The 26,250-nt window shown below is 60.3% G+C and carries 21 protein-coding genes and 1 tRNA gene; 5 read left to right on the top strand and 17 right to left on the bottom strand.

Annotation, left to right across the window (positions count from 1 at the left end):
* Positions 1-446: 446 nt before the first annotated feature.
* The 3 genes from CFAEC_RS03680 to CFAEC_RS03690 all read right to left on the bottom strand — a co-directional run bounded on the left by CFAEC_RS03680 (position 447) and on the right by CFAEC_RS03690 (position 4,286).
* Positions 447-1,655, bottom strand: a complete 1,209-nt coding sequence (locus CFAEC_RS03680; RefSeq protein ID WP_290278933.1) for an IS110 family RNA-guided transposase — start codon at positions 1,653-1,655, stop codon at positions 447-449.
* A gap of 662 nt (positions 1,656-2,317) precedes the next feature.
* A complete protein-coding gene (locus CFAEC_RS03685; protein WP_290278936.1) occupies positions 2,318-3,535 on the bottom strand; it encodes an MFS transporter in 1,218 nt (405 codons plus the stop codon).
* A 678-nt stretch (positions 3,536-4,213) separates the two neighbouring features.
* Positions 4,214-4,286, bottom strand: a tRNA-Arg gene (locus CFAEC_RS03690).
* A 130-nt stretch (positions 4,287-4,416) separates the two neighbouring features.
* Here CFAEC_RS03690 and CFAEC_RS03695 point away from each other — a divergent pair.
* Positions 4,417-4,686: a cg0963 family protein gene (locus CFAEC_RS03695; protein ID WP_290278938.1), complete on the top strand. Its 270-nt coding sequence runs from the start codon at positions 4,417-4,419 to the stop codon at positions 4,684-4,686.
* A gap of 139 nt (positions 4,687-4,825) precedes the next feature.
* Here CFAEC_RS03695 and CFAEC_RS03700 read toward each other — a convergent pair whose 3' ends face one another.
* The 4 genes from CFAEC_RS03700 to CFAEC_RS03715 all read right to left on the bottom strand — a co-directional run bounded on the left by CFAEC_RS03700 (position 4,826) and on the right by CFAEC_RS03715 (position 7,234).
* On the bottom strand, positions 4,826-5,074 hold the full coding sequence (locus CFAEC_RS03700; RefSeq protein WP_290278939.1) for a mycoredoxin: 249 nt from the start codon (positions 5,072-5,074) through the stop codon (positions 4,826-4,828).
* A 17-nt stretch (positions 5,075-5,091) separates the two neighbouring features.
* Complete coding sequence (locus CFAEC_RS03705; RefSeq protein ID WP_290278941.1) at positions 5,092-5,580, bottom strand: dihydrofolate reductase; 489 nt, start codon at positions 5,578-5,580, stop codon at positions 5,092-5,094.
* Positions 5,577-6,380 carry a thymidylate synthase gene (locus CFAEC_RS03710; protein ID WP_290278943.1) on the bottom strand — a complete coding sequence of 268 codons (804 nt, stop codon included), beginning with the start codon at positions 6,378-6,380 and terminating at the stop codon, positions 5,577-5,579. Before CFAEC_RS03710 ends, CFAEC_RS03705 begins: the two co-directional genes overlap by 4 nt.
* Before the next feature lie 95 nt (positions 6,381-6,475).
* A complete protein-coding gene (locus CFAEC_RS03715; protein WP_290278945.1) occupies positions 6,476-7,234 on the bottom strand; it encodes a 3'(2'),5'-bisphosphate nucleotidase CysQ in 759 nt (252 codons plus the stop codon).
* Between the two features lie 34 nt (positions 7,235-7,268).
* On the opposite strand from CFAEC_RS03715, the gene CFAEC_RS03720 reads away from it, so the two are divergent.
* The 3 genes from CFAEC_RS03720 to CFAEC_RS03730 are packed head-to-tail and all read left to right on the top strand — an operon-like array spanning position 7,269 to position 13,155.
* Entirely contained in the window at positions 7,269-11,945 is a 4,677-nt protein-coding gene (locus tag CFAEC_RS03720; RefSeq protein ID WP_290278948.1) for an ATP-dependent helicase, read from the top strand.
* A gap of 9 nt (positions 11,946-11,954) precedes the next feature.
* Positions 11,955-12,758: a DNA-formamidopyrimidine glycosylase family protein gene (locus CFAEC_RS03725; RefSeq protein WP_290278949.1), complete on the top strand. Its 804-nt coding sequence runs from the start codon at positions 11,955-11,957 to the stop codon at positions 12,756-12,758.
* Positions 12,742-13,155: a YccF domain-containing protein gene (locus CFAEC_RS03730; RefSeq protein ID WP_290278950.1), complete on the top strand. Its 414-nt coding sequence runs from the start codon at positions 12,742-12,744 to the stop codon at positions 13,153-13,155. The genes CFAEC_RS03725 and CFAEC_RS03730 overlap by 17 nt, the downstream gene beginning before the upstream one ends.
* Here CFAEC_RS03730 and CFAEC_RS03735 read toward each other — a convergent pair.
* The 6 genes from CFAEC_RS03735 to CFAEC_RS03760 form a co-directional block, all read right to left on the bottom strand.
* Positions 13,152-13,787: a DedA family protein gene (locus CFAEC_RS03735; RefSeq protein ID WP_290278953.1), complete on the bottom strand. Its 636-nt coding sequence runs from the start codon at positions 13,785-13,787 to the stop codon at positions 13,152-13,154. The two genes, CFAEC_RS03730 and CFAEC_RS03735, sit on opposite strands and share 4 nt — an antisense overlap.
* Positions 13,784-14,209, bottom strand: a complete 426-nt coding sequence (locus CFAEC_RS03740; protein ID WP_290278955.1) for a DUF1707 domain-containing protein — start codon at positions 14,207-14,209, stop codon at positions 13,784-13,786. Before CFAEC_RS03740 ends, CFAEC_RS03735 begins: the two co-directional genes overlap by 4 nt.
* A 9-nt stretch (positions 14,210-14,218) precedes the next feature.
* Entirely contained in the window at positions 14,219-15,382 is a 1,164-nt protein-coding gene (locus tag CFAEC_RS03745; protein ID WP_290278956.1) for an MFS transporter, read from the bottom strand.
* Positions 15,383-15,421: 39 nt separating this feature from the next.
* Positions 15,422-17,050 carry a glucose-6-phosphate isomerase gene (pgi, locus tag CFAEC_RS03750; protein WP_290278958.1) on the bottom strand — a complete coding sequence of 543 codons (1,629 nt, stop codon included), beginning with the start codon at positions 17,048-17,050 and terminating at the stop codon, positions 15,422-15,424.
* A 115-nt stretch (positions 17,051-17,165) separates the two neighbouring features.
* On the bottom strand, positions 17,166-18,251 hold the full coding sequence (locus CFAEC_RS03755; protein ID WP_290278960.1) for a baeRF3 domain-containing protein: 1,086 nt from the start codon (positions 18,249-18,251) through the stop codon (positions 17,166-17,168).
* A gap of 66 nt (positions 18,252-18,317) precedes the next feature.
* Positions 18,318-18,620, bottom strand: a complete 303-nt coding sequence (locus CFAEC_RS03760; protein ID WP_290278962.1) for a chorismate mutase — start codon at positions 18,618-18,620, stop codon at positions 18,318-18,320.
* Between the two features lie 67 nt (positions 18,621-18,687).
* Here CFAEC_RS03760 and pcrA point away from each other — a divergent pair, with 67 nt between their 5' ends.
* Complete coding sequence (gene pcrA, locus CFAEC_RS03765) at positions 18,688-21,114, top strand: DNA helicase PcrA (RefSeq protein ID WP_290278964.1); 2,427 nt, start codon at positions 18,688-18,690, stop codon at positions 21,112-21,114.
* Here pcrA and CFAEC_RS03770 read toward each other — a convergent pair.
* The 4 genes from CFAEC_RS03770 to CFAEC_RS03785 form a co-directional block, all read right to left on the bottom strand.
* Positions 21,111-23,675: an FtsX-like permease family protein gene (locus CFAEC_RS03770; protein WP_290278966.1), complete on the bottom strand. Its 2,565-nt coding sequence runs from the start codon at positions 23,673-23,675 to the stop codon at positions 21,111-21,113. The genes pcrA and CFAEC_RS03770 overlap by 4 nt on opposite strands.
* The gene (locus tag CFAEC_RS03775) at positions 23,672-24,346 is read right to left on the bottom strand and encodes an ABC transporter ATP-binding protein (RefSeq protein ID WP_290278968.1); all 675 of its coding nucleotides are present in this window, start codon (positions 24,344-24,346) and stop codon (positions 23,672-23,674) included. The genes CFAEC_RS03770 and CFAEC_RS03775 overlap by 4 nt, the downstream gene beginning before the upstream one ends.
* A complete protein-coding gene (locus CFAEC_RS03780; RefSeq protein WP_290278970.1) occupies positions 24,339-24,878 on the bottom strand; it encodes a PadR family transcriptional regulator in 540 nt (179 codons plus the stop codon). Before CFAEC_RS03780 ends, CFAEC_RS03775 begins: the two co-directional genes overlap by 8 nt.
* Positions 24,879-25,101: 223 nt before the next feature.
* The gene (locus tag CFAEC_RS03785; protein ID WP_435384256.1) at positions 25,102-25,896 is read right to left on the bottom strand and encodes a M23 family metallopeptidase; all 795 of its coding nucleotides are present in this window, start codon (positions 25,894-25,896) and stop codon (positions 25,102-25,104) included.
* Positions 25,897-26,250 lie beyond the last annotated feature (354 nt).

Raw genomic sequence — 26,250 nt, forward strand, 5'->3', positions numbered from 1 at the left:
TAAAAGCTAATACACGTAACTCTGCTTGCGGGGTGATTCGAGTGCTGGATCAATATAACAGGATTTATCAATCCAAACTAATCAAAGTTTGACGGTTTTAAGTTAAGTTTTGAATATGATATGATTATTAATTTTTATCAAATTGGTGCGGTTGCCTATTTATCGGGCAGTGTGAGGGGCTTGTGGTAGGAGCTTTCCTGCAGGTTCCAAGAATCGCTTTCATGTGCCATTTCTGGGGGATGCCCTGGGTGATTGCTTGCTGGGGGAAAATTTGTGGCTGCGGGTAGGGATACTTCCAGAGGGGGGGTGTCCCTATGTTTTTGTCAAGAGGTGGGCCCTGTACTCAGGAAACCACTTCGGGGGTAACTTCTAATTCTCGTAATCAGCATGGCTGATCGGCTGGTCAGCGTGTTCATTGTTGACCAGCTGATCGTGCTGGCAGTGAATTAGGCAGCGGCCCTGGAGGGAACCTCCCGGAAGAACTCAGCTCGGGTCAACATCGCGTAGATGACATTGCACCGCCGCCTGGCCAAACACATGATGGCTGCGTTATGGCGCTTGCCCTCGGCTCGTTTCCGTTCGTAGTAGGTCTTCGATGCTTCATGAGATCGCAAGGATGCGAACGCGGAGTAGAACAACGCATTCTTGAGCCTTTTGTTGCCTGATCTAGCGGGGAACTCGCCACGGATGGATGTGCCAGATCTTCGTGTCACCGGGGCGATCCCGGCATAAGCGGCCAGGTGCCCTGCGGATCGGAAGTCAGAACAGTCACCGACAGCCAGGAGGATATTGGCTGCGGTCTTGATGCCAACTCCCGGCATAGATATCAAGACCTGGTGAAGAGGGAATTCTTCGAGTAACTCCTCAACTTGTTCAGCGATAGTTTTGCGCTGTTCCAGCAGGGACTTGATGTTGGTGGCCAACTGCGGGATGACGATCTCAGCAGCTGCGGTTCCAGGTACCGTGACGGTTTGGGCTTTCAAACCGTCGAAGATAGCATCCACCAGCTTCGTGGGATCCTTCTTCGCGCGGTTACTCATCCAGGTGTGAACACGCTGGTATCCCGCCTTTTTCATCTTCGTTGGTCCGCCGTAATGGATCAGCATCTCTAACACTAAGGGTCGGGTGATCACATCACCGACCAGTGCTCGTTCGAAGCTGGGGTAGATCTGGGTGAGCACGCTGCGCAATCGGTTGATGGTTCTCGTGCAGTCTTTGGCGATGTCGTCATCAAAGCCTGACAGCATCTTCAACGCTGACAAGACTTCGTTGTCGCGGTCGACAGCACGCAAGGTATGCGGCATGGTCCGTGCGGTATCGGCGATGATGAAGGCGTCCCGACGGTCGGTTTTGGACCGCCCTGGATAGAGATCAGCGGCCTTGCGCATGGCCAGACCTGGGAGGTAACCAACCAGGCAGCCGGCATCGCGGGCGACGGCGATGGGCAGGGCACCGATGGTGTTGGGTTGGTCGACAACCATCAAGACTGTGCCATGTTGCTGCAGGTCGGTGAAGACTTTCCGGAGCTGGGTTTCGTCTTGGGGTAGGGGTTTGTCGTAGATGATTTCGCCTGAGCTGAGCATCGCGCAAGCGTGGTGGGCGGTTTTTCCGACGTCGAGTCCGATGGTGACGTCATGGGTGTTGCCGGTGGTCATTACCGGCCTCCTTGAATGTCGTAGCAACAGTGACGGGTCAAACTCGTCGCTGGTGTCATGACATCCGATGCTGGCACCCACGTTACAAAGAGAACTGAACCTCAACTGGTTCGTCCGTGTCCCTATTAGCAGTCAACGGTTGTCCTGGAGTCCCGGCGGCAACACCCCCCGGATCATGTGAACTACAGGGCGATTAAGCCATACCGGGCCCAGCGACTATCCCCATTATGGGGATACTCTCAAAGTAACGGGGAAGGTCCCAGTGTGGGGGTGTGCTGTTCCTGGCCGGGAAAATACTTTTCCCCTACCCCCTGTTTGTGAATCTCGGGTATTTCCTTGGCGCGTGAGGGAGGCACTGTGCACAGCCGTACTGAACCGTCCCTGCGGTGTAGTCCCCTCAGGTTGTCGCGATACCCGAAAGTCTCTGTCTGACTGTTGGGCATGCCGAAACCCCGCCAGCCGGTAAAGCTCTATTCAGGGCGGCTCCCAGGCCTGTGGGGCCATGTCCTCGGGGCCTAGGGCCAAAGAAATACCTGTGCCCCTGGCCGTGGGAATCTCCCGGGACAGGGGACACAGGTGAATTAGTCGAGCGATACTTTGAGGATAGGGATCCTCCAGGGGGCTGCCGAGGTGGCAAAACCAAATTATGAATTAATGAGAAGTCATTGCCACAATGCGTAATTATCTGTGGACTTTCGAGCCTTGGGGGTCTCGGATTTCATTTTCTCGGGGGTACGAGGTTCCTTGGCAAAGAAGAAACCGAGCCATGCCACGGCAGAAATTGCAGCCAGCACCATCCAGCTCCACCGGGCGCCGACATAGCCGGTACTGAGGGAATAGACATAAGGGAAGAGGAAGGCGCCGATATTGCCCAGAGAGAGCACCAGCCCGAAAGCGGTGGCATAGTTTTGCGGTGAGACCTCATCTGGGTATTCAGCATGGGCAACAGTGGCGGGGGAGAAGTACATCGATCCCAGAATGCCCACCAGGGGAAGTGCAATCCAGAGGAGGGTACCACTGATGAATGGCATAACTGCCAGCATGAGAACAAGCAGTCCGGCTGGTATCCATAGGGTCGGCAGGAAAGATCGTGCCTTATCTGCGATGCGACCACTGATGAGTGCGGCCGGGATTCCCAGCAACAACATCACCGCACCAAGCAGCCCAGCTGACTCTGCAGAGAATCCGAATTCCGATTCCACATACGTGGGGCCAAGCTGGGAAACGGTGAAGAGGACACCATAGCCGCAGATACTTCCGATGCCGATTGCCCAGATGGAACGGGAGCGCAGTACCTGACCGGTGGATTTAAGGGAGAAATGCCCACCGTTGAGCTCACGTAGATGAGCCGGGGTGCTCACGAAAAAGATGGAGGCTATGGCTATCACTAATGCCACTACGGCAGCGATGAAAGTTGCATTCCGCCACCCGTAGGAATTGAGCAGCATGGTCCAGACATAAAGGCCCAGTGCAGAACCGCCGGTGAAACCAACACCGTTGACCAGTCCGCCGACGATGATGCGTGAATGCTGTGGTGGGGCCCATGCAGTGGCCAGCGGGAAGGCGGCACCTGCCATGAAAGACATTGCCACTCCACCGATAGCGCGGGAGAAGATCAGCATCCCGTAGCTTTCAGCGAAGACAAAGATGAGGGTGGATGCAGCGAGGGCGAAAGCGCCCCAGACTGCTACTTTTTTTATTCCCCAGGCTGCTGCGGCAAAGCCAGCAGGCACATGCGCGATGGCATAACCGAGGAACCAGACAGAGACCAGAAGGCCGATCTGAGTTAAATCAAGTGAGAATTCTTCTGACAGTGCACCAAATGCTGGGACGGTTGCATACATCTGCAACCCGTAGGCAAAGGAGAGTAGAACTGCCATGGTGATGGCTGTGTAGCCACGAAAACCTAGTGTGTGAGAGATCGTCTCTTTCTTTATAGACGGAGCCAAGAATTAGTCCCTTCTTTAGTAGAGCCCGACAGTATCTATAAAGAATAACAATGGTACGACTAAAGAAAAAGAGGTTTCATCGAAAAAAAGAGGAAACTGAGAGGTAAATGCTATTTATTGGCGTTGTGGGTAGGGGTGTAGGGGTGTAGGGGTGTAGGGGCAGCTTTCCAGCCACGTGGACAAGCTTGTCAAGGAAGTGGGATTTCCCCCTCATTAGCTGCAGAAACCTTAAGGTTTATTAAGGTTTTTTCCTTGCAAAATAAGTTCCCGAATCACGGTAGGGGGCATCCGCTGACGAGTGTGAGGAGATATACCCATAAAAACTGAATATAATTAATGGTTTTTCCTTTGGCCCGGGGTATATCGCTGATTTTCCTTCGAAGGTCGAAGTCCCCAACTTGTCCGCCCCCGGGGCGGAAATTGCAGGATCCGGGAAGGGGGAACCTATTCGCATATAGGGGTGGCAGGGAAAATATCATCGTTTGTATTGCAGGACTCTGTTGTTCGCAGCTTGCATGAAAACGCAGTCTGGGACATGGGCAGATGGAGCAAACCCCGCCTCACCATGCGGTATCTGTGCTGGTGGGCGGGGATTGCTTAGCTTCATTGTGCCCTGAGCAGGAATCGAACCTGCGACACCCGCTTTAGGAGAGCGGTGCTCTATCCACTGAGCTACCAAGGCGTACTGGACTAGATTAGCGCATGACCACATGAGGGGTAAAAATGGGGCAAGATAACCCCGAAATTATCTCGGAAGGCGCTGTTACTCAGTAGACTTGAGTGGTATTCGAAACTTACTTCAAGGAGTCATCATGTCTGAGCTGAAGCCTTCGTTCCACGATGTGCAGCGCCGACCAATCGTTGTCCGTCAGATCACCAAGGATAATGTCCCAGCACTGGCAGTTGATGAGATCCAGGAGGACGGTTCCACCCGTCGCGTCCTGCTGCTCAACAAATACGATGCCAAGCAGCTCAGCGCTGCTTGCGATCGCTACCTGCAGGAGATCTTCTCCGCCACGTTTGCGGGTGTAAACACGGATCTGTCGCCAGAAGACATGGCTCGTATGTTTGATGATGAGTAGATAGAACATCATCATCGGCGTTGACGCCAGACAACATGGACACTCTCGTTATGGAGGGTGGTCATGTTGTCTGGCGTCATTGTTGTTTTGCGGGGTCGATGCAAGGGGTGCGGCGGGGTACACACCCATGGTTCGGGGGCTAGGACAGGTCTTGGATCTTGATGATCACGTCAGCAGCCGGGGGATTGGTGGCATGGGTGCCATCTGAGAATTTCACGGTGGGGACGATACGGTTGCCGTCATTGACGGATTTCACCCACTCGCCAGCTTCTTCATCCTGGTCCACATCGATGACCTCATACTCGGATGGATCAAGGTCTTTGAGGCCTCTGAGCAGCGATGCGCAGTAGGGGCACCAGTCGGTGGCGTAGATAGTGGCGTGTGACATGGTTATCTCCTTGGATTTTAAGCAGTTGGTTGTATTTTCACCCAGCGTTGGAACTTGAAACGATGGGTTTCACCCTGTTGCCAGTCGGTTTCCTCATCCAGGGTGAAGGTTGCAGGAATCTCCGGGGCGTAGACGGCTCTGTCACCCAGTTCCTCAGCGAAAGTGGCGTCCACGATGGTGATTTCCAGAACGTCGGCGTCAGCTACCGTGGCGGCGTAGATTTCACCACCGCCCATGATCCACCCGTCGATAGGCAGTTCTCGGATGATGGTGGCGCCTGCGGACCAGGCGCCGGCGGCCTGCCTGGATAACACAAAGTTCTCACGGCCCGGCAACGGGCGGAATCGCTCCGGCAGGGACTCCCAGGTTTTTCGGCCCATGATCACCGGCTCACCCATGGTGATGTCCTTGAAGTGTTTGAGATCTTCAGGGATGTGCCAGGGCATGCCCTGACCGTCACCGATCACCCGGTCGAGGCTCTGGGCCCAGATCGCGCCGAGGGTCATACGGCGACCTTGCCCCGGATGAGTGGGTGCGGATCATAACCGCTGACCGCGATGTCCTCGAAGGTGTAGTCAAACATGGACGCCGCCTTGTTCAACTCCAGGGTGGGGTAGGGGCGTGCCTCACGGGAGAGCTGCTCATCCACCTGTTCCTTGTGATTGTCATAAATGTGGCAGTCACCGCCGGTCCACACGAATTCACCAACCTCAAGGCCTGCCTGCTGGGCAAACATGTGGGTCAGCAAGGCATAGGAGGCGATGTTGAACGGCACACCCAGGAACATGTCCGCTGAACGCTGGTAGAGCTGGCAGGAAAGCTTGCCATCGGCCACGTAGAGCTGGAACAACAGGTGGCATGGCGGCAGGGCCATGTTCTCCAGCTCGGAGACATTCCAGGCGGAGACAATGTTGCGACGGGAATCCGGGTTGTTCTGCAGGGTCTCAAGTGCTCCTGCGATCTGATCGATGTGGCGACCGTCCGGGGTGGGCCAGGAACGCCACTGCACGCCGTAGACGGGACCGAGTTCGCCGTTTTCATCGGCCCATTCATTCCAGATGCGGATATTGTTGTCCTGGAGCCATTTCACATTGGAATCCCCGCTGAGGAACCACAGGAGTTCACCGACCACAGAATGGAAGTGAACCTTTTTGGTGGTGAGCAGCGGAAAGGAATCCGCGAGGTTGAAACGCATCTGCTGGCCAAAAAGAGACGTGGTGCCGGTGCCGGTGCGGTCGCCTTTGTGAGCACCTTCGGCCTTGATCTTGCGCAGAAGGTCTTCGTACGGGGTGGAAATGGCAGTCATGATTCCCGAGTGTAGCCGTGGCAAAGGAGCCGGGTGAAACCTTGTGGCGTACCTCCCGGAGTGAGGTTCATGTGACCGCCTCCGGGGCGGGAGCTCTAGTAAGACCCGTGCTCCTCCAGGTACCGGGCTGCCAGCTCGAGAATCTCATCGGCCAGTTCCGGACGGCAGATCAGCACATCGGGAAGGAAGGTGTCCTTGTGGTTGTAGGTCAGCTCCGAACCGTCGAGGCGGGAGCAGTGCAGACCTGCGGCCTTGCACACCCCGACCGGGGCCGCGGAATCCCACTCATACATTCCACCGGCGTGGATGTAGGCATCGTAGTCACCCAGGAGCACATGCATGGCCTTGGCACCTGCGGAACCCATGGCCTCGGTGGTGAAGCCGAGCTGTGTGGCAATGTGGCTAGCCACCTGCGGGGGCCTGTTATGGGAAATGGCCACCACCTTGGACAGCGGACCGGTGACCGCGCGGGCATCGGCGGAGTGGAAAACCACACCCAGGTCGGGGAGTCCGACGGCTGCGTGGGTGGGGATACCGTCCTCGACGAGTGCGATGTGGACCGCCCAGTCCTGTCGTCCAGTGGCGAATTCCTTGGTGCCATCCAGTGGGTCGATGATCCAGACGCGGTTTTTGTTCAGACGCGCGAGATCATCGGCGGCCTCCTCAGAGAGGAAACCGTCATCGGGGCGGTGCTGCTCAAGAACCCGGGCGATCCAGTTCTGTGCCAGATCATCACCGGCATCACCGAGATTGCGTCCCCTCAAAACGCCAACATTGCGGACACCCTTGAGGATCTCTCCGGTTCCCTGCGCCAGGCGCTTGGTCAGAATGGAATCATTGATCTGAGCAGTCATGACCTTGATTCTAGACTTTTGGTTACATTAAGGCATGGCCAATAGCATTCTCTCCCGTTTCCGCCCTCAGGTGTCGGAGTGGTTCCGCGATGTGTTCGAGGCGCCCACCCCGGTGCAGGAGGGGACCTGGAAAGCTGTGGCCGAGGGGGAGAACGCCCTCGTGGTGGCACCCACCGGTTCCGGTAAGACTCTGGCCGCCTTTCTCTGGGCGTTGAATTCGCTGGTGGAACAGACTGGTCAGACGGTTCTGGATACCGGCGCCCCCACCCCGGTTGAGGGCCGCAGTGTGAAGGTGCTCTACATCTCGCCGCTGAAGGCGCTGGGTGTGGACATTGAAAACAACCTGCGTGCACCACTGACGGGCATCGCCCGCACCGCCTCCCGGATGGGGCTGGATGTGCCCAACATCACGGTGGGTGTGCGCTCCGGGGATACCCCGAGTGCCGAACGCGCCCGCCAGGTCCGTAAACCCCCGGACATCCTCATCACCACGCCGGAATCGGCCTATCTCATGCTCACTTCCAAGGCGGGAGCGACCCTCAAGGACGTGGATGTGGTGATCATTGATGAGATCCACGCGATGGCCGGCACCAAACGAGGTGTGCACCTGGCGCTGACCCTGGAGCGGCTGGAACGGTTGGCAGGGAAACCCATCCAGCGTGTCGGACTGTCCGCCACCGTCCGACCGCTGGAGCGGGTGGCCCAGTTCCTCGGCGGCGACCGTCCCGTCACCATCGTGGCACCACCCGCGGAGAAGAAGTGGGAGTTGACCGTCACCGTCCCCGTGGAGGATATGTCTGATCTGCCCATCCAGGAGGCGGGATCCACCATCGGGGAGTTTGTCATTGATGACCCGCTCGGGCTCGGTGGGCCGAGTGAGGCTGAATCAGCCCTGCCCACGCAGGGTTCCATCTGGCCGTTCATTGAGCAGCAGGTATACAACCAGGTGATGTCGGCCAGGTCCACCCTGGTGTTTGTGAACTCCCGCCGCACGGCAGAACGCCTGACCAGCCGCCTCAATGAGATCTGGGCGTTGGAACACGATCCGGAATCGTTATCCGCGGAGCGCCGCCGCCCGCCGGCCCAGGTGATGGTCTCAGCGGACGAGGTGGGACAGGCTCCACCGGTGATCGCGCGCGCCCACCACGGTTCGGTGTCCAAGGATGAACGCGCCACCACCGAGGTGATGCTCAAGGAGGGCACGCTCAAGGCCGTGGTGGCCACCTCCTCGTTGGAGCTCGGCATCGACATGGGTGCGGTTGACCTGGTGGTCCAGGTGGAATCTCCACCGTCGGTGGCAAGTGGCCTGCAGCGCGTTGGGCGCGCCGGGCACTCGGTGGGTGCGACGTCGATAGGCTCTTTCTACCCCAAGCAACGCTCGGACCTGGTACAGACTGCGATCACCGTTCAGCGCATGAAGGAGGGGCTGATCGAGGAACTGAAAGTTCCCATGAACGCCCTTGATGTGTTGGCGCAGCAGACGGTGGCAGCTACGGCGATCACGGAGATCAACGTGGATGACTGGTTTGACACGGTGCGCCGGGCGCATCCGTACCGGGAACTGGACCGGGATGTTTTCGACTCTGTCATTGACCTGGTCAGTGGCGTCTACCCATCGACCGACTTCGCGGAACTGCGGCCACGCGTGGTGTTCGACCGTGTCTCCGGCATGCTCCAGGGACGCCCCGGCGCGCAGCGGGTGGCGGTGACCAGCGGCGGCACCATTCCGGATCGTGGCATGTTCGGCGTTTTCCTCATGGGCGGGGAGGGCACACCCCGGCGCGTGGGTGAGCTGGATGAGGAGATGGTGTATGAATCCCGGGTGGGAGATGTGTTCACCCTTGGTGCCTCCAGTTGGCGCATCGGGGAGATCACGCGTGATCAGGTCCTGGTCACACCCGCGCCGGGACATACCGGCAGGTTGCCTTTTTGGACCGGCGACCAGGCCGGTCGCCCCGCCGAGCTGGGCCGGGCCCTGGGTGCTTATCGACGCCACGTCCTCGCAAATCCGGGTGATTCCGGTCTGGAGGGCTGGGCTCATGACAACCTGATCTCCTATCTCAGTGAACAGGAGGAGGCCACCGGTGTCCTGCCTGATGAGAGAACCCTGGTGCTGGAGCGGTTCAAGGATGAGCTGGGGGATTGGCGCATCGTCCTGCACACCCCATACGGCAGGGGAGTCAATGCCGCGTGGGCACTCGCAATCGGTGCCCGGATCGCGGATTTGACCGGCATGGATGCCCAGGCGGTGGCCGGTGATGACGGCATCGTGCTGCGGTTGCCCGAGGGGGAGGAGGAACCCGGCGGATCCCTGTTCATGTTTGATCCGGATGAGATAGAGAAGACGGTCACGGAGCAGGTGGGCAATTCAGCGTTGTTCGCCAGCCGGTTCCGTGAATGCGCAGCCCGGGCACTCCTGCTCCCGCGGCGCAATCCCGGCAAGCGGGCACCGTTGTGGCAGCAACGCCAACGCGCCGCCCAACTATTGGACGTGGCGCGTAAATATCCGAGTTTCCCGATCATCCTGGAGACAGTGCGTGAATGCCTGCAGGATGTGTATGACCTCCCTGCGCTGCGGGAGTTGGTTCAGGATCTGCAGCTGCGCAAGATCCGCATCGCCGAGGTGACCACCCAGCAACCGAGCCCGTTCTCCTCCTCATTGCTGTTCAATTACACCGGTGCCTTCATGTATGAGGGGGATTCGCCACTTGCGGAGAAGCGTGCCGCAGCACTGGCGCTGGATCCTTCCCTGCTGGCCAAACTGCTGGGCGAGGTGGAACTGCGTCAGCTGCTCGACCCGGATGTGATCGAGGAGGTGCACACCCAGCTGCAGCGTAAAGGGGACCGTAGAGCCCGCACCAATGAGGAACTGGCGGACAGCCTGCGCATCCTGGGGCCCATCCCAGTGGATGAATTACCCGAGCACATCTCCTTTGAGAACCCCGATCTGGGGGACCGAGCCATGATGGTGCGCATCAGCGGCCGACCCCACCTGGCCCAGGTGCTCGATGCGCCGCTGCTGAGGGACGCCCTCGGCGTGCCGGTGCCACCAGGTGTTCCTGCCCAGGTGGAGACCATCACCGATGCCCTGGAACAGCTGGTTAACCGGTGGGTGCGCACCCGCGGCCCATTCGTGGCACAGGACCTGGCCGATGCCTTCGGCCTCGGGATCGCCACCGCCCACACCGCCCTGCGCAACGCCGATGTGGTGCAGGGCCGCTACCGGCAAGGTGTGCAGGAACAGGAATACTGCGCCACCGAGGTGTTGCGACGCATCCGCACCCGCAGCCTCGCAATCGCCAGACAACAGACCAAACCCGTCTCACAATCGGCTTTTGCCCGGTTCCTCCTCGATTGGCAGCAGGTGGCCGCGGTGGGGAAGCACCCCACGCTTCGCGGTGTTGACGGCACCTTCGCGGTGATCGAACAGCTCGCCGGTGTGCGCCTGCCCGCGAGTGCCTGGGAAGACCTGGTGTTGCCGCGCCGGGTGGGTGGATACTCACCGCTGCACCTGGATGAATTGACTGCCAGCGGTGAGGTGCTGGTAGTTGGTGCCGGTCAGGCTGGTTCACAGGACCCCTGGATCATGTTGCTGCCCGCGGATTACGCAGCGCAGCTCATGCCCGAACCCGTGACCACAGGACTGACCGCTCTGCAGGAGTCTGTGCTGGAAGTACTGGCACCGGGTGGGGGATTCCGCTTCGCGGACATCCTCACTGATGCCACGGGTGAGGATCTGGGGTTGGTGACCGGCCACATCTCACCTGAGCTGCTCCGCGAGGCGCTCTGGGGGCTGGTGGAGACGGGCCTGGTCAGCCCCGATTCCTTCGCACCGGTGCGGGCACGGTTGGCGTCGGGCACCACTGCACACCGCGCCAAACGACGCCCCAACCGCTCGCGCCTGCGCATGGGGCGCACCTCCTTCGCCCAGACGGAATCCTCACCGCCGGACATGCGTGGCAGGTGGTCGCTGTCGGTGTCACCCGCGCGTGATGCTACAACCCGTTCGCTGGCCCACGGTGAGGCGTGGCTGGACCGTTATGGTGTGGTCACCCGCGGCAGCGTGGTCGCCGAGGATGTCATCGGTGGTTTCGCACTCGCCTACAAGGTGCTCTCCGGTTTTGAAGAAAACGGCAAAGCCATGCGCGGCTATCTCATTGAGGGACTGGGTGCGGCACAGTTCTCCACCCCGGCCATCATCGACCGCCTTCGTGGCATGGATGATTCCCCCGATGTGGAGGGCTGGCCGTCCGGCACCACCGAGCCAGAGGTGTACCTGCTGGCCGCAGCCGACCCCGCCAACCCCTACGGTGCCGCGTTGCCCTGGCCGGAACAGGGCCCGAGCCGGGCAGCCGGAGCCACCGTGGTCATCGCCGACGGGTTGCTGCTGGCACATCTCACCCGGGGTGGTCGCATCCTCACGCTGTTCAGCGATGAGATCACCCTGGTCGCCCGGGCGCTGGCCACCCAGGAGAAGCTGGTGGTGGAGAAGATCAACGGCGAGTCGGTATTCGACTCCCCGCTCCTGCCAGGTTTCCGCGCCGCCGGTGCCTCCATCACCCCGCGTGGCATGCGTTTCCGGTCCGGTGCCCCGGTTGCTACACCGGTGCGTGACCACGACACACTCTCCTTCGACGATCCCGTCCCCTTCGACCCTCCTTCCGGCCAGAACCCGAACAGGCCGTTTCGTGGAGGCTTCGGACGGCGTTAGTCTGAACACATGCCAGAGGGTGATTCCGTATTCCAGCTGTCCCGCCGCCTCCAATTCATGAGGGGGCGGGAAGTGCTGGCCACCTCACTGCGCGTGCCATCCGTGGCACTGCATGATTTCACCGGACACACCGTCCACCGTGTCTGGCCCTATGGGAAACACCTGTTCATGCAATTCGGTGAACAGATCCTGCACACGCACCTCAAAATGGAGGGAACCTGGGCCATCCACCGCAAAGGTGACCGCTGGCGCAAACCCGGCCATACCGCCCGCGTGGTGCTGGACCTGTCTGGCGAACAGACCATCGAGGTTGTCGGGCATTCCCTCGGTTTCGTCCGGGTCTTCCACGCCTCTGATTATCCGGACCAGATCGCCTACCTTGGCCCGGATGTGCTGGCGCCTGAATTTGATGACGAACTCGCCCGGATCAACATCCTCGCCCGCCCCCGCCGACCCATCGGTGAAGCCCTCTTGGATCAGTCCAACCTGGCAGGAGTGGGGAATGAATACCGCGCAGAGATCTGCTTTCTCATGGGGGTTCACCCCGCGACCCCCGTGGGCATGGTGGATGTGGATCAGGCCCTCCACCTCACCAGACGGCTGATGTGGGAGAACCGGAATTCACCCATCCGGGTCACCACCGGTGTGCGACGCGCCGGGGAATCCAGTTATGTCTTCGGCAGGAACAACAAACCCTGTCGTCGTTGTGGCACCCGGATCGTGAAAGCGGAACTGGGCGAACGCATCATCTGGTGGTGCCCACGCTGCCAGCCCCACTCATCTACGCTCGGGGGACATGAAACTTCTACTTAACATCATCTGGTTTGTCTTCGGCGGGATCTGGCTGGCACTGGGCTACCTGATCTTCGGCGTCATCGCCTGCATCTTCATCATCACGATCCCGGCAGGTGTGGCCAGCTTCCGCATGGCTAACTATGCGCTGTGGCCTTTTGGCCGGACCGTGGTGCGCAAAATCCACGGCGGCAACGGGCTGTCCGCGGTGTCCAACTTCATCTGGTTCCTGGTGGCAGGGGTGTGGCTGGCAATCGGCCATGTCACCACCGCGGCAGCACAGGCCGTCACCATCATCGGTATCCCGCTTGCGATAGCCAATATCAAGATGATCCCCGTGACCTGCTTCCCCTTCGGCAAGCACATCGTAGACAGTGGCCACATCCCCGTGGGTTATGAGCCGATGATCAGGCTCTAATCCTTACCCGGATCAGCACTGGCGGTAGCTCTGCGGGTGAGGTGGCGTCGGATGAGGAACAACAACACCGAAACCACAATCAGCGCCACGAGAATGTAGACCACAGAGGAGTAACTCTCGAATGCCCGGGTGACCGTTTCCCACCGCTCACCCAGCTGGACCCCCGCCCAGATCAGGATGGAGTTCCAGATGAGACTGCCCGCGGTGGTGAGCAGACCGAAGGTGAGGGGATTCATGCGGTCGATGCCCGCTGGGATGGAGATGAGGCTGCGCACACCGGGGATCAGACGGCCGAAGAACACCGACCAGGTTCCGTACTTATCGAACCACGCCAGAGCATCATCCACATCCTTGGCATCCACCAACCACATCCAGTCAGCGATCCGACGAAGCCTGTCGGCCCCGAACGCCTGACCGACCCAGTAGAGCAGATACGCACCGGTGACGGAGCCGATCACCGAGGCCACCAGCGCGGCCCACACATTGAAATTACCCTGTGACGCGGTGAAACCAGCGAGTGGCAGGATCAGTTCGCTGGGAATCGGCGGGAAGATGTTCTCCAGGAAGACCGCCAGGCCCACCCCCGGTGCGCCCAGTACTTCCATGATGCGGATTACCCAGTCAATGATCACTTCTTTTTAGTTCCTGATTCGTAATAGTGGAGCTCTTCCTCCCGATTCAGCTCGACGAAGGCGCGGGGAATCATGGGAACGAAGACGATGGCACACAGAAGCAACACGGTCCACTGTGCCTGGAGAACAAACTCCGCGACACAGACGAAGGCGAGGAAAGCCACCATGAAGATGACATCCAGGCGTGCTACACGCCGAACACGGGGCTGCAGAAACGCATCCTTCGGCCGGCTGATGTCGGGCATCGCACCCAGATCATGGAAGATCCTTTCCAGATCACCCACGTCCCGGGCCACAGCGAGGAGAAGCTTCCGGTTCTCAAACTCGTCGTGAGCCAGGTTGCCGTTGTCTCTGTGCGATTCGAGAGTACGCCTCGCCACCGATCTGTCGTAGGAGTTGAGGAGGTAGTCTTCTGAACCCATAGGAAACTCCTAGTTCCTTGCCTGGTCTTCCACATAAACCTGGCGGGTGGCAAAGAAACCACCACCGAGAACAACCACGGTGGCTGCCAGGAAGATGCCGAACACCACGGTGAATCCGCCTGTTGTGTCGAGGATGACACCGGTGAGGAGGGGACCCATACATGCCACTGTATAGGCAAGTCCCTGGCCGAAGGAACTCAACGCGGTGGCCCCTCCCGTGGTGCGGGCTCTCACGTTGATCAGAGTCAGTGCGATGGGGAAGGCGAGGGGCCCCAAACCGGACAGGGTTGTCCAGAGCCAGGGGGCGGCCATCGGTGCGAAACACAACCCGGCATTGCCCACCAGGAAGACCCCCGAGGCCAGCACCAGCACCGGATAACAGTTGTTCATGCGGGCCGCCACCCATGGTCCGATGATGTTGAGCGGTATCCCGAGGATGGACCACCAACCCAGCAGTGCCGCCCCGAGGGAGGCGTCCGGAACCATCTGGGGCAGGAACGTCATGAGTGAATAGGTGGTGAAGGACGTGAACCCGAACATCAGGCCCAGACCGACCCCGACGGGGGTTCTCCACACGGGAATCGCCATCGAAGGCTGCGGGGTTCTCACTTCGGCTCTGGGGATGGTGGAGGCCAGCAGCGGAACCCAGCTGATGGCAGCAACCAATCCCAACAGTGCCCAGGAACCCAGCGAGACCCGCCAACCGGTGATTCCCACGACGGAAGCCCAGGTGGAGATGGGCACCACGAGGATCGGGGCGATCGACTGGGTGATCTGGGCGATGATCAGATAGGTCGTGGACATCGCCGCGACCCGGTTGGGGAAGTACTCCCGGACGGCCAGGGGCATCAGCGCATTGGTGATGCCGATGGCGAACAACGCCAGGACTGAACCCGTGAGCAGGGTGATCGGACCACCCAGCACACGGATGGTCTGTCCGGCCGCGGTCAGGGCCATGGCCAGAATCAACAATTGCGATGTGGACAGCCGCGCCTTCAACCCGGGAAGGACGAAAGCGGCGGTGGCGAACATTGCGGTGGGGATCATCCCCAGGACACCGAATAAAGAAGCACCGACCGACAGGTCCTCCCGGATCTCAGACACCAGTGGCGCGAGTGCGGTGACTGCGGCGCGGAGGTTCGAGGCGGTTAAGACAATGGCGGTCAGTGCCATCAGACGGGGGTATCTCACCCCTTCACCATAAGGGATTACCTATCGGTTTGTGCGGTACCACCTGATCAGAGCGTCGGTGGAGGAGTCACCGGAGTCCACGTCGACCTCGCCGGAGACAGCCGGGGCGAGGTTGCTGGCCTGCTGCTTGCCCAGCTCCACACCCCACTGATCGAAGGAGTTGATATCCCAGATGACACCCTGGACGAAAACGATGTGTTCATACAGGGCGATGAGTGCGCCGAGCACCGCCGGGGTCAGCTCCTCCGCGAGGATGGTGGTGGTGGGGCGGTTGCCCGGCATGACCTTGTGGTTGACCAGGTCTGCTGACACACCTTCCGCAGCGATCTCCTCGGCGGTCTTGCCGAAGGCGAGCACTTTGGTCTGGGCGAAGAAGTTGCTCATCAGCAGATCATGCATGGACTTGTCGCCGGCGGGGAGATCCTGCTTCGGACGGGCGAAGCCGATGAAATCAGCCGGGACGAGGCGGGTGCCCTGATGGATCAACTGGAAGAAGGCGTGCTGGCCGTTGGTGCCAGGCTCACCCCAGTAGATCTCGCCTGTGCCGGTGGTGACGGGGGAACCGTCGCGGCGGACGGACTTGCCGTTGGATTCCATGGTCAGCTGCTGCAGGTAGGCGGCGAAGCGGGAGAGATCCTCGGAGTAGGGGAGCACCGCGTGGGTCTCGGCGCCGTGGAAGTCGGAGTACCAGACACCGAGCAGTGCCATGAGGACTGGGACGTTCTTGGAGAATTCAGTGGAACGGAAGTGCTCGTCCATGGCGTTGAATCCACCGAGGAACCGCATGAAGTCGCGTGGTCCGATGACCGCCATGAGGGACAGTCCGACGGCGGAGTCCACGGAGTAACGGCCACCCACCCAGTCCCAGAACCCGAACATGTTCTCGGTGTCGATACCGAATGCGGCTACCTTCTCCGCGTTGGTGGATACGGCGACGAAGTGCTTGGCCACGGCGTCCTCGGAACCGAGCTGTTCGATGAGCCAGTTCTTGGCGGCATTGGCATTGGCCAGGGTTTCCTGGGTGGTGAAGGTCTTGGAGGCGATGACAAACAGCGTTGATTCTGCATCCAGGTCCTCGAGTACGGAAACCATGTCCGCCGGGTCAACGTTGGAGACAAACTCCGCGGTGATACCCGCTGTGGCGTAGGCGCGCAGTGCCTTGGTGGCCATGGCTGGGCCCAGATCGGAACCACCGATGCCGATGTTGACCACCTTCTTGATGGTGCGCCCGGTGTGACCGAGCCAGGCACCGGAACGCAGGGCAGTGGCGAAATCACGCATGCGACCGAGGACCTCATGCACATCGGCTGCCACATCCTGGCCATCAACGGTGAGATCCTCCTCCGCAGGAAGGCGGAGTGCAGTGTGCAGCACTGCGCGATCCTCGGTGTTATTGATGTGGTCGCCGCGGAACAGTGCTTCGATTCGGTCCTTGAGCCCTGCTTCCTCTGCGAGGGCGACGAGGTTGGCGAGGGTGGCGTCGTCAAGCAGGTTTTTTGACAGATCGACCCGCAGACCGGCGGCGTCAAAGGTGAGTTTGTCCGCGCGCTCGCTGTCCTGGAAGAGGTCACGCAGGGTGGTGCCCGCTGAATCCTCGAAACGCTGGGTTAATGCCTGCCAGGCAGCGGTGGTCGTGATGTCGTTCGCCATGAAAACTCCTCGGTGAGAAGGGGGGAAAGGTATACCTTTCAACTTAGCCCGGAACCAGGTGGGCGCGCAGGGTTAGCTGAAAGGCCGTTCCCCAGGCTGCTCGGCCCCCAGTTTTTTAGTGGCGGAAGATGGCACCGGCCGCCTGTCCATCGGGGAGCGCCAAAACCACATCGATCCGACCGCTGTTGATGAGCGTGTTGGAGATGGCGCCATCCAGCTCCACGCTGCGTGGATGGTTTTCCAGCACACGTTCCGCCACCACCAGGGTTTCCACGCGGCCGGTCATGGCCTCGGACATGATCAGCTCCGGATCATTGGTGGCCAGGCCGGTGCCCAGGGCTTCGGAGAGGCGGTCGATGAGCTGCTCATGCCTGCGGGTGGATTCCTCCGCCACCAGGGGCCAGGCCGCGGCATGGAGGTCCGCGTCGCTGAGGCGATCCGGATTGCCCGCCACGATGGAATCCAACATGGTGACATTGTGGAGATGGTCCCGCAGGGCACCCTGGTGCTCAACCACGCCGGCCAGAACCAGCGGGCGCTTGTCACCGGTGAATCTCTTCTCCACGTTCTTACCCACGTTCTGGAGGAAACCACTGAGCACATTGTGCTCACGGGGGCCGTGTCCGTGTGCCGGGGCGTTGTGTCCCGTTTGATGCTGGAACTGCGGTTCACGGGTGGAGAAGCCCTCCACATCTTCGGCTGACGCGGGGATGAGTTCCAGGGGAAGTTCGGTGATGGTGGCACGATCAGCTGCGAGGAGACGCACCTTGTTCTGGCTGAGGGCGAGGATGAGGAATTCCAGGTCATTGGTGACCAGGGAGAGTATCGGGCGCAGGTTGGGGTGGTCACCAACGGTCACCTGGGGTGTGAAGCTGCGGTCCACGCGGAAATGGCGCGTTCCACCTGGGGCGGAGAAGATCGCCAGTCCGTCACATTGGGTCTGCCAGAACATCTCATCGCTCATCATGGCTTCAACGGGGGCCAGCAGGGCATCGGCATCCACGTCCGGATACTGCCCGGCCAGCGTCGTGCGGGCTTCGGCCAGCAGTGGGCGCAACCGTTGGGAGTCGGAGAGTTTCTCCACCCCGCCGCGATGGGTCGGGATCACGAAGGACACTGCCGGTCCTGACTGTTTGGCCAGGCCCCGCAGATCATCGTGCCGGATCGGATCAGAGTGCTTGATGATATTTCGGGTATCCATAACCCGACCCTACCTAAGTGATGCCGGTCACGAAAGGGTGATCGGGTGGTGGGCAGTCACATCTGCTCAGAGCTTGCCGCGTCCCATGCGCAGGAGAATGGCCGCCAGGGCTGGTCCCTCTTCGCCGATCTCATCACGGAACTGGTTGATGATGGCCACTTCGCGGGTGTGCACCAGGCGGGTACCACCGGATTCCATGCGGGTCTTGCCGATCACCTGGGCGATCTGGGTGCGGCGTTTCACGGAATCCAGGATCTCACGGTTGAGGCGGTCGATCTCTTCGCGATACTTCTGAATCTCCGCATCAGAGAGAGGGTCATCCGTGCCCGTGGGCATTCTGATCTCGAAGTTTTCATCAGCATTAGTCATGGACACTATTCTGCCATGTTCGCAGGCCGGGGCTGGGTGTCCACCCCACCTAGTAGGTTGATAGGTGATGAATACTGCACACAATCCTTTCGCCCCCCTTCCCTCCCAGACGGGTGAACAACCCGGTGCCCAGGTCGGAGCTGAACTGACCTCCGGGCTCAACGAACAGCAGCAGGCTGCTGTGGAACACATCGGTGCCCCGCTGTTGATCGTGGCGGGTGCCGGTTCCGGCAAGACCGCTGTGCTCACCCGGCGCATCGCCTACCTCATGCGCTACCGGGGTGTGCACCCCCAGCAGATCCTGGCCATCACCTTCACCAACAAGGCTGCAGCCGAGATGCGTGAGCGCGTCAGCCAGCTGGTGGGCCCCGTGGCTGCACGCATGTGGGTGGCCACCTTCCACTCCGTGTGCGTGCGCATTCTGCGGCAGCAGGCACAGCTGGTGGAGGGGTTGAACACCAACTTCACCATCTATGACTCGGATGATTCCAGGCGTCTGCTCACCATGATCGCCAAGGATCTGGAGCTGGACATCAAGAAGTTCTCCGCCCGGACCCTGTCCTCGGCGATCTCCAACCTGAAAAATGAGTTGATCACCCCGGCCGATGCCCTGGCGGATGCCGAACGCACCCATAATCCTTTTGAGAACGTGGTGGCCCGTGTCTATGTGGAGTACCAGCAGCGCCTGCGCCGTGCCAATGCCGTCGATTTTGATGATCTGATCGGCGAGGTGGTGCGGATCTTCACCGAGCACCCACAGGTGGCGGACCACTACCGTCGCCGCTTCCGCCATGTGTTGATCGATGAGTACCAGGACACCAACCATGCCCAGTATGAACTGATCTCCACCCTGGTGGGCCGCCCGGACCAGGATCCCTCGGAGCTGTGTGTGGTGGGCGATTCTGATCAGTCCATCTACGCCTTCCGTGGTGCCACCATCCGCAATATCGAGGAGTTTGAGCGTGATTTCACCAATGCGCGCACCATCCTCCTGGAGCAGAATTACCGTTCCACGCAGACGATTCTCTCCGCCGCCAACGCGGTGATCTCCCAGAATGAGAACCGCCGGCCCAAGAATTTGTGGACCGCGCTGGGGGAGGGGGAGCAGATTATCGGTTATGTCGCCGATAATGAACACGATGAGGCCCGCTTCATCGCCTCCGAGATTGACGCCCTGGCTGATCGCGGCATGAATTATTCGGACATGGCGATCATGTACCGCACGAATAATTCCTCCCGCGCGTTGGAGGAGGTGTTCATCCGCACCGGTGTGCCCTACAAGGTGGTGGGTGGCACCAAGTTCTATGAGCGCAAAGAAATCCGTGACATCATCGCCTACCTCCGCGTCCTGGAGAACCCCGATGACACCGTGAATCTGCGCCGCATCATCAACACCCCCAAGCGCGGCATCGGTGACCGCGCCCAGGCGTTCATCGCCCTGCACGGGGAGAATAACCGGATCAGCTTCGGGCAGGCGCTTATCGACGCGGCGGCTGACAAGGTCGACCTGCTTGGCTCCCGGGGCCGCAATGCGGTGGTGAAGTTCAACGAATTAATGGACGCGTTGCGTAGTGAATTACCCGGCATGGTCAACGAGGTCACCGGCATGCCGGATATCGGCCAGGTGATCAGCCGGATCCTCGACATCACCGGCTACAAGGCTGAGCTGGAAGCCTCCAATGATCCCCAGGATGGTGCCAGGCTGGATAACCTCAACGAGCTTGTCTCGGTTGCACGCGAGTTCTCCTCCGATGCAGCCAACCGCATGGCCTATGACACCATGGACGGCAGCGAACCCGAGGTCAATGACAACGAACCGGAGCCGGGCAGCCTGCAGGCCTTCTTGGAACGTGTCTCCCTGGTCGCTGATGCCGATCAGATCCCGGATACAGAACAGGGCGTGGTCACGCTGATGACCCTGCACACCGCCAAGGGCCTGGAGTTCCCGGTGGTATTTCTCACGGGTTGGGAGGATGGACAGTTCCCGCACCTGCGGTCCCTCGGCGATGCCAAGGAGCTGGCAGAGGAACGCCGCCTGGCCTATGTCGGGATCACCCGCGCACGCAAGCGCCTCTATGTCACCCGCGCCATGCTGCGCAGCTCCTGGGGTAACCCGGTGACCAACCCGGCATCCCGCTTCCTGCAGGAGGTCCCGGAGGATCTCATCGACTGGCGCCGTGAGGAACCCACCAGCTCCTATGGCTCCGCCTGGGCGCCGTCCGGATCCTCCTACGGTGGTGGCTATTCCTCCGGTGGGTACGGTTCCCAAACCAGGAAGACCACTCCGAGCCGTCCGAGCATCCCCACCAAGGCGACCAGGAACAAGGAGCTGGACCTGGCTGTGGGCGACCGCGTCAATCATGACAAGTACGGCCTCGGTACCGTCCTCGCCGCCGATGGCAGCGGGCCGAGGGCGACGGTGACCATCGACTTCGGCTCCGCCGGCAAGGTGCGCCTCATGCTCATCGGTGGTGTGCCGATGGAGAAGCTCTAGTCCCGGTATTCAGACAGCTCCACCTTCGGGGTGAACGCCCACCCGATGGCAGCGGTGATCAGTGGGGCGATCACCAGGGTGCCCAGGATCATCGGCCAGAGCGGTTCGATGAACTGAAGCGAGCCATAGAAGGTGGTCACCCCATCCTCATTGACCTTGGACAATGATCCAGTGAGGGCAGCCCCGATATGGCCGGTGACCAACCCCAGCAGGGCCGCGCCGAGGGCACACAGCGCACCGAAAAGGGCATTGGACCACCTGCTCAGATTCGGTGCGGCACCCACTGCCTCCAGAACGATCTTTTGTCGACGGATCTGCTGGGAGGACAGAGCCAGCACCAGCGCCATCACCGCGATCATCAGCCCGGTGATTGCGGCAGCCGACACCAGACTGTCCCGATTCTGATTCGAATTCCAGGTGGGGAAACTCAGTCCCACACCGGCGGTGTCCAGGAAGAAATCCTGAATCGCTCGGGTATCACTGCTGTTGATCGGTTCGCCGTGCACCAGCACCGCACCCAGATAACTGCGTTCCAGACCCAGATCGGCAAAGGACTCCTCGGTCACCAGATGATCCCCTGACAGGGCAGGCAACACCGGGTGGGTATCCACCAGGGTGGAAGCGATATCGTCAGTGTCGTAGCTGCGGTTGTCATACCTGTTCACCTGCAGCCTCACATCCTGCAGCTGCTCATCCAGGGAAGAAATCAGGACTGCCCGCCCACCCAGATCAGCGTCATCCACATCGAAGAAATCCATCAGTTCCGGTGAGGCGATACCGATGGTGCCCCCCAGGGAATCGCTGACGGGATATACCCAGTCGCGGTCACCTGAGTAGCCGAAGGTGTAGCCATCAACCTCCAGCCAGGAATCCAGATCGCGGTATCCGTAAACATCGATGCGCTGGACACCACCAAGCTGCGCATCCACCTTCTCCACCGCGGCATCCAGATCGGATTCAATGCCGTTATCCAGCGACAGAAACATCGTGCCCTGCGGGTAGACGGAGTTTGTCGCCGCAGTGGATTTCTCCGACTCTGCACCTGAGGACATCATTAGGGTGGTGGCGATGAAGATGACACCGGCGAGGGCGGCAACCGCCGGAATGGATCTCATGGATTGGCGCAACAGATCACGGGATGCCAGTCGCACCGCGAGCGCACCCTTCAGATGACCCAGCAGCCACACCATCATGGGCGCGGAAGCCACCACTGCGATAACCGCGAAGAGCGTTCCGAAACCATGCAGGGTCTCCCGCCACGGGACGTACACACTGTCGGAATAGATCTGTGAAGAGCCCGCATTGTCGGTGAGCTGAAGGTACAAAAACATCAGGCCCAGGAGCACCAGCGACACCGGCCCGATCGTCATCCATCTCCGCCAACGCATGATGCGGTCTGCCTCACCGCCCTGCACACCGCGGATGATGCTGGAGCGCCCGGCGATGAAGGCCGGCAGGAAGGCAGCAGCTGTGGAGCCGACCACCGCCAATCCCCATACCAGCAGCAACCAGTGCCAGTCGATGACCACGGGCCAGGCAGGGTAGGTCGCCGACCACCATGCAGCCGCTCCGACGGTGCCGAGGAACAGGCCGAGGGTGGCCCCCACCAGCCCCGCGAACAGGCCATACATGAGCACAGCCCAGCGGATATGCCGGGGAGTTGCCCCCTGGGAAGCCAGCAGGGCGAAGTTACGGGTCTGTCGGGAAACGGAGATGGTGAACACCGGTGAGATGAGCATCAGGAGAAGGAAGGCCACGATCGCCATGGGCACGAACCAGATGGCTCCCGCGATATAATCCCAATAGCTGGGTGAGTAGGGTGCCGATTGTTCTTCAAACGCGACCTGATCCGCAGGCGGGGGATTGTCAATCACATCACGGGATGTCACTGTGAAGCCGACGGCATTGAGAGTCAACACATCATCCCAGGTGAAGGCCTCTGGGCCGGTGATGGCCCAGGAACCCCCATAGTTGCCGTAGTAATCGTTATCAGCCAGGCCCGAGTAGTCTTCCCGGGACGTGATCGTGGGCTCGGGAAACACCGTCGTGCCGGACGGGGTCACGGCAGACACAGTGACCTGGGCACCGTTGGCCAGGGTGATGGTGTCGCCGATTTCTGCGCCGAGGGTATCCAGGAACCGCTGGGGCACAAACGCCTCACCCGGCTCAGGGGCCATATCGGCTGTGGTCTGGGTGAAGTAGAGGTTTGCAGACTGGTCACCAAAAGTGGCTTCGATCGTGCCACTGAGAGTCAGCGTGGCGGTGAATCCTTCCGGGATGTTCTGGCGCAAGAGCTCATACTCAGAACTCTGCGTATCCGGCTCGCCCTCACACTCAGACAGATAACCATTGACATTTTGTTCACACACCCCACCCATATACGTCGCGGAGGTGCGGGGATTGTTGAGGAAATAGGAACTGGACTCGGAACCACTGAGGACCACACCGATGGCCGCGAGCACCACCGGGATCATGATGAGGATGATGGCAGCCAGCGACCGCCACGGATGTTTCACCACATCGCGCCGGGTCGGGCGGGTGGCGGCAGCAAAGGAACTCATGGCTGGATCACCCCATCACGCACCATGATGGTGCGATCCGCCCAGGCCGCGAAGCGGGGTTCGTGGGTCACCAGAATGCCGGCTGCACCGGCATCAATGCGTGAGCGTAATACCCGCAGAACTTCTTCACCGGTGCTGGTATCCAGGGCTCCGGTCGGTTCATCGGCGAGCAGAACGGTGCGGGGTCCAATGAGTGCGCGGGCGATGGCCACACGTTGTGCCTGTCCACCGGAGATCTCCTCGGGGAAGCGGTTCGCCAGACCGGCGAGTCCCACTTCCTCCAGGGCAATCTCCACGGCCTCGCGGGGATCCGCACCATCGAGTTCCAGTGGAAGTCCGATATTCTCACCGACGGTGAGGGTGGACACCAGGTTGTAGTTCTGGAAAATCACACCGACCTTGGTCCGGCGGGCCCGGGCCGCGCGGGTGGGGCTGAGTTGTGAGACATCGGCGCCGTCGATAAGCACCCGACCGGAGGTCGGTTTCTGCAGGAGTCCCGCGACATTGAGCAGGGTGGATTTTCCGGATCCGGACGGTCCCATGACCGCGACCAACTCGCCCGGTTCGACGGTGAGGGAGACACTGTCCAGCGCCACGACGCGCCGGGCTCCTTCGCCGAAGATGCACGAGACCTTCTGCAGTTCCAGGGCTGCGGGTTGGGTGCTATTCATGGCCGTTCTCGCTTTCGGGGGTGTGGAGGGTTTCAACGCGGTCAAGCCAGCGGGCCTGTGCCTCAAGTTCAAAGATGCGCTTTTCGACGAGCAACCGGTCAGTGGTCCGGGTATCCGGCAGGTTGCGGGTGCGGCGGTTGAGCGCGCGGAGGTCCTCCATGATGGACGCGCGCTGGGTGTCCAGGAGGTGGATCAGGTCAAGATCCGGGCGGGTCTGCGCGAGGGCGACCTTGGTCACCAGCTCATCGCGCTCCGCAACAGGTTGGACCACCGGCGTGCTGAACCAGTCGGTGACCAGCTGGGTGCCTGCGGGGGTGAGCTTGTAGGTGTCGGCGCTGTGGCCGGTGGGGCCGGTGGTGGTGCCGGCGGCTTCGATGTGGCCATCGCGGTGGAGGCGGGTCAGGGTCTGTGAGACCTGGCCGATGTTGAGCGGCCACACCCCGGCGGTGGTTTCTGCGAACTGGGACTGCAGTTGACTGGCGGAACGGGGTTCATCCAGGAGCAGTGCCAGGAGCGCATGTTTGATGGACATGGCATTCCTTATATAGGAGGTAACAAGAAGCGCGTGAAAGAAATTGGTTACTGGGTAATCAACCCTAATCATTACTCGGTAACCATTAGGGCGCAAGGGTGGGCGGGGTGCGGGGGTGGGAATTACGGAAATAGCAAAGAGGGCGATTCGGCTTTTGCAAGCTGAATCGCCCTCGTGGTGAGGCGGTGATCCCCCGTGAGCGGGGTGAGGGGGATCGGAGGTTTTAGAGTGTGATGCCCCGTGCTGCCAGCCATGGCTGCGGGTCAACCGGGCCGGAGCCTGCGGGGTGGATCTCGAAGTGGAGGTGGGAGCCGGTGGAGAAACCACGGTTGCCCATGCCGGCGATCTTCTCGCCTGCGCGGACGGTCTGCCCGACGGAAACATCCAAGGTTTCCATGTGGCCGTAGACAGAGATGGATCCATCGGTGTGCTGGATGCGGATCCAGTTGCCGTAGCCGGAGGCCGGGCCGGAATCAATGACGATGCCGTCCATGACGGAAAGGATCGGGGTACCCACGGCATTGGCAATGTCGATGCCCTGGTGGATGGTTCCCCAACGTGGGCCGTAACCGGAGGTGAAGGCACCCTCGGCAGGCTTGACTACCTCAGGGCCGCGGTTGTCCAGGTCGGCCTGGATGCGCTCCGCGTTGTACTGAATGGTCTTGGAGATCTGCTCGCCCAGGTTCACCACTGGCTTGAACTCTGCGATGGCGAGGATCTGGGGTGCGGAGCTGCCGCCGACGTAGTCAGACTCAACTTCATTGGCGGTGAGTTGATAATCTACGGTGACGGTGTTCTCGGAGGCTGATGCCTCGGTCTGGGCTTGCGCCACTGCGGCGCCGCCGGCACCTGCGGTGGACACTGCACCGGTTGCTACTGCAACAAAAGCCACGCGACCCTTGGCCGCCTGGGAAGTGCTGATCTTGCGGTGCTTGCCCACCCGCTGGGTCTGCTCCTGCAACTTGGCCTGCTTCCATCTTCTGTCACACTCATCCAGCCACGGAAATGCGCGAGGCATTTCACTGAAGCATTACGTTTAGTGTCTGGATTGTGACCATCTTGTTATCTACCGGAAGTAACAATAGCGTCTCAGAATCGATGGTGCAAGTGAAAATTTGGAAAATATTATCAACGATCTTCTTTCACTTCCCTTTGATTTGATTGTCCAAACCAATAAGTTTGCCCTTACCTGCGGGATTGCCTGTTCATGTGGTGTTGAATGAGAATTTCATCAAACTGTAATCTTGGTCGCATTCCGCAGGATTCAAGCTCCCATGACTGCGTCCCGGAACAGTCCCTTGGATGAATATCACGTAACAATTTCCCTCACCGGACAAATAGCCGACGGCCCAGGAGTGATACCCGGTCCTTG

This window comes from Corynebacterium faecale (assembly GCF_030408735.1).
Taxonomy (GTDB): domain Bacteria; phylum Actinomycetota; class Actinomycetes; order Mycobacteriales; family Mycobacteriaceae; genus Corynebacterium; species Corynebacterium faecale.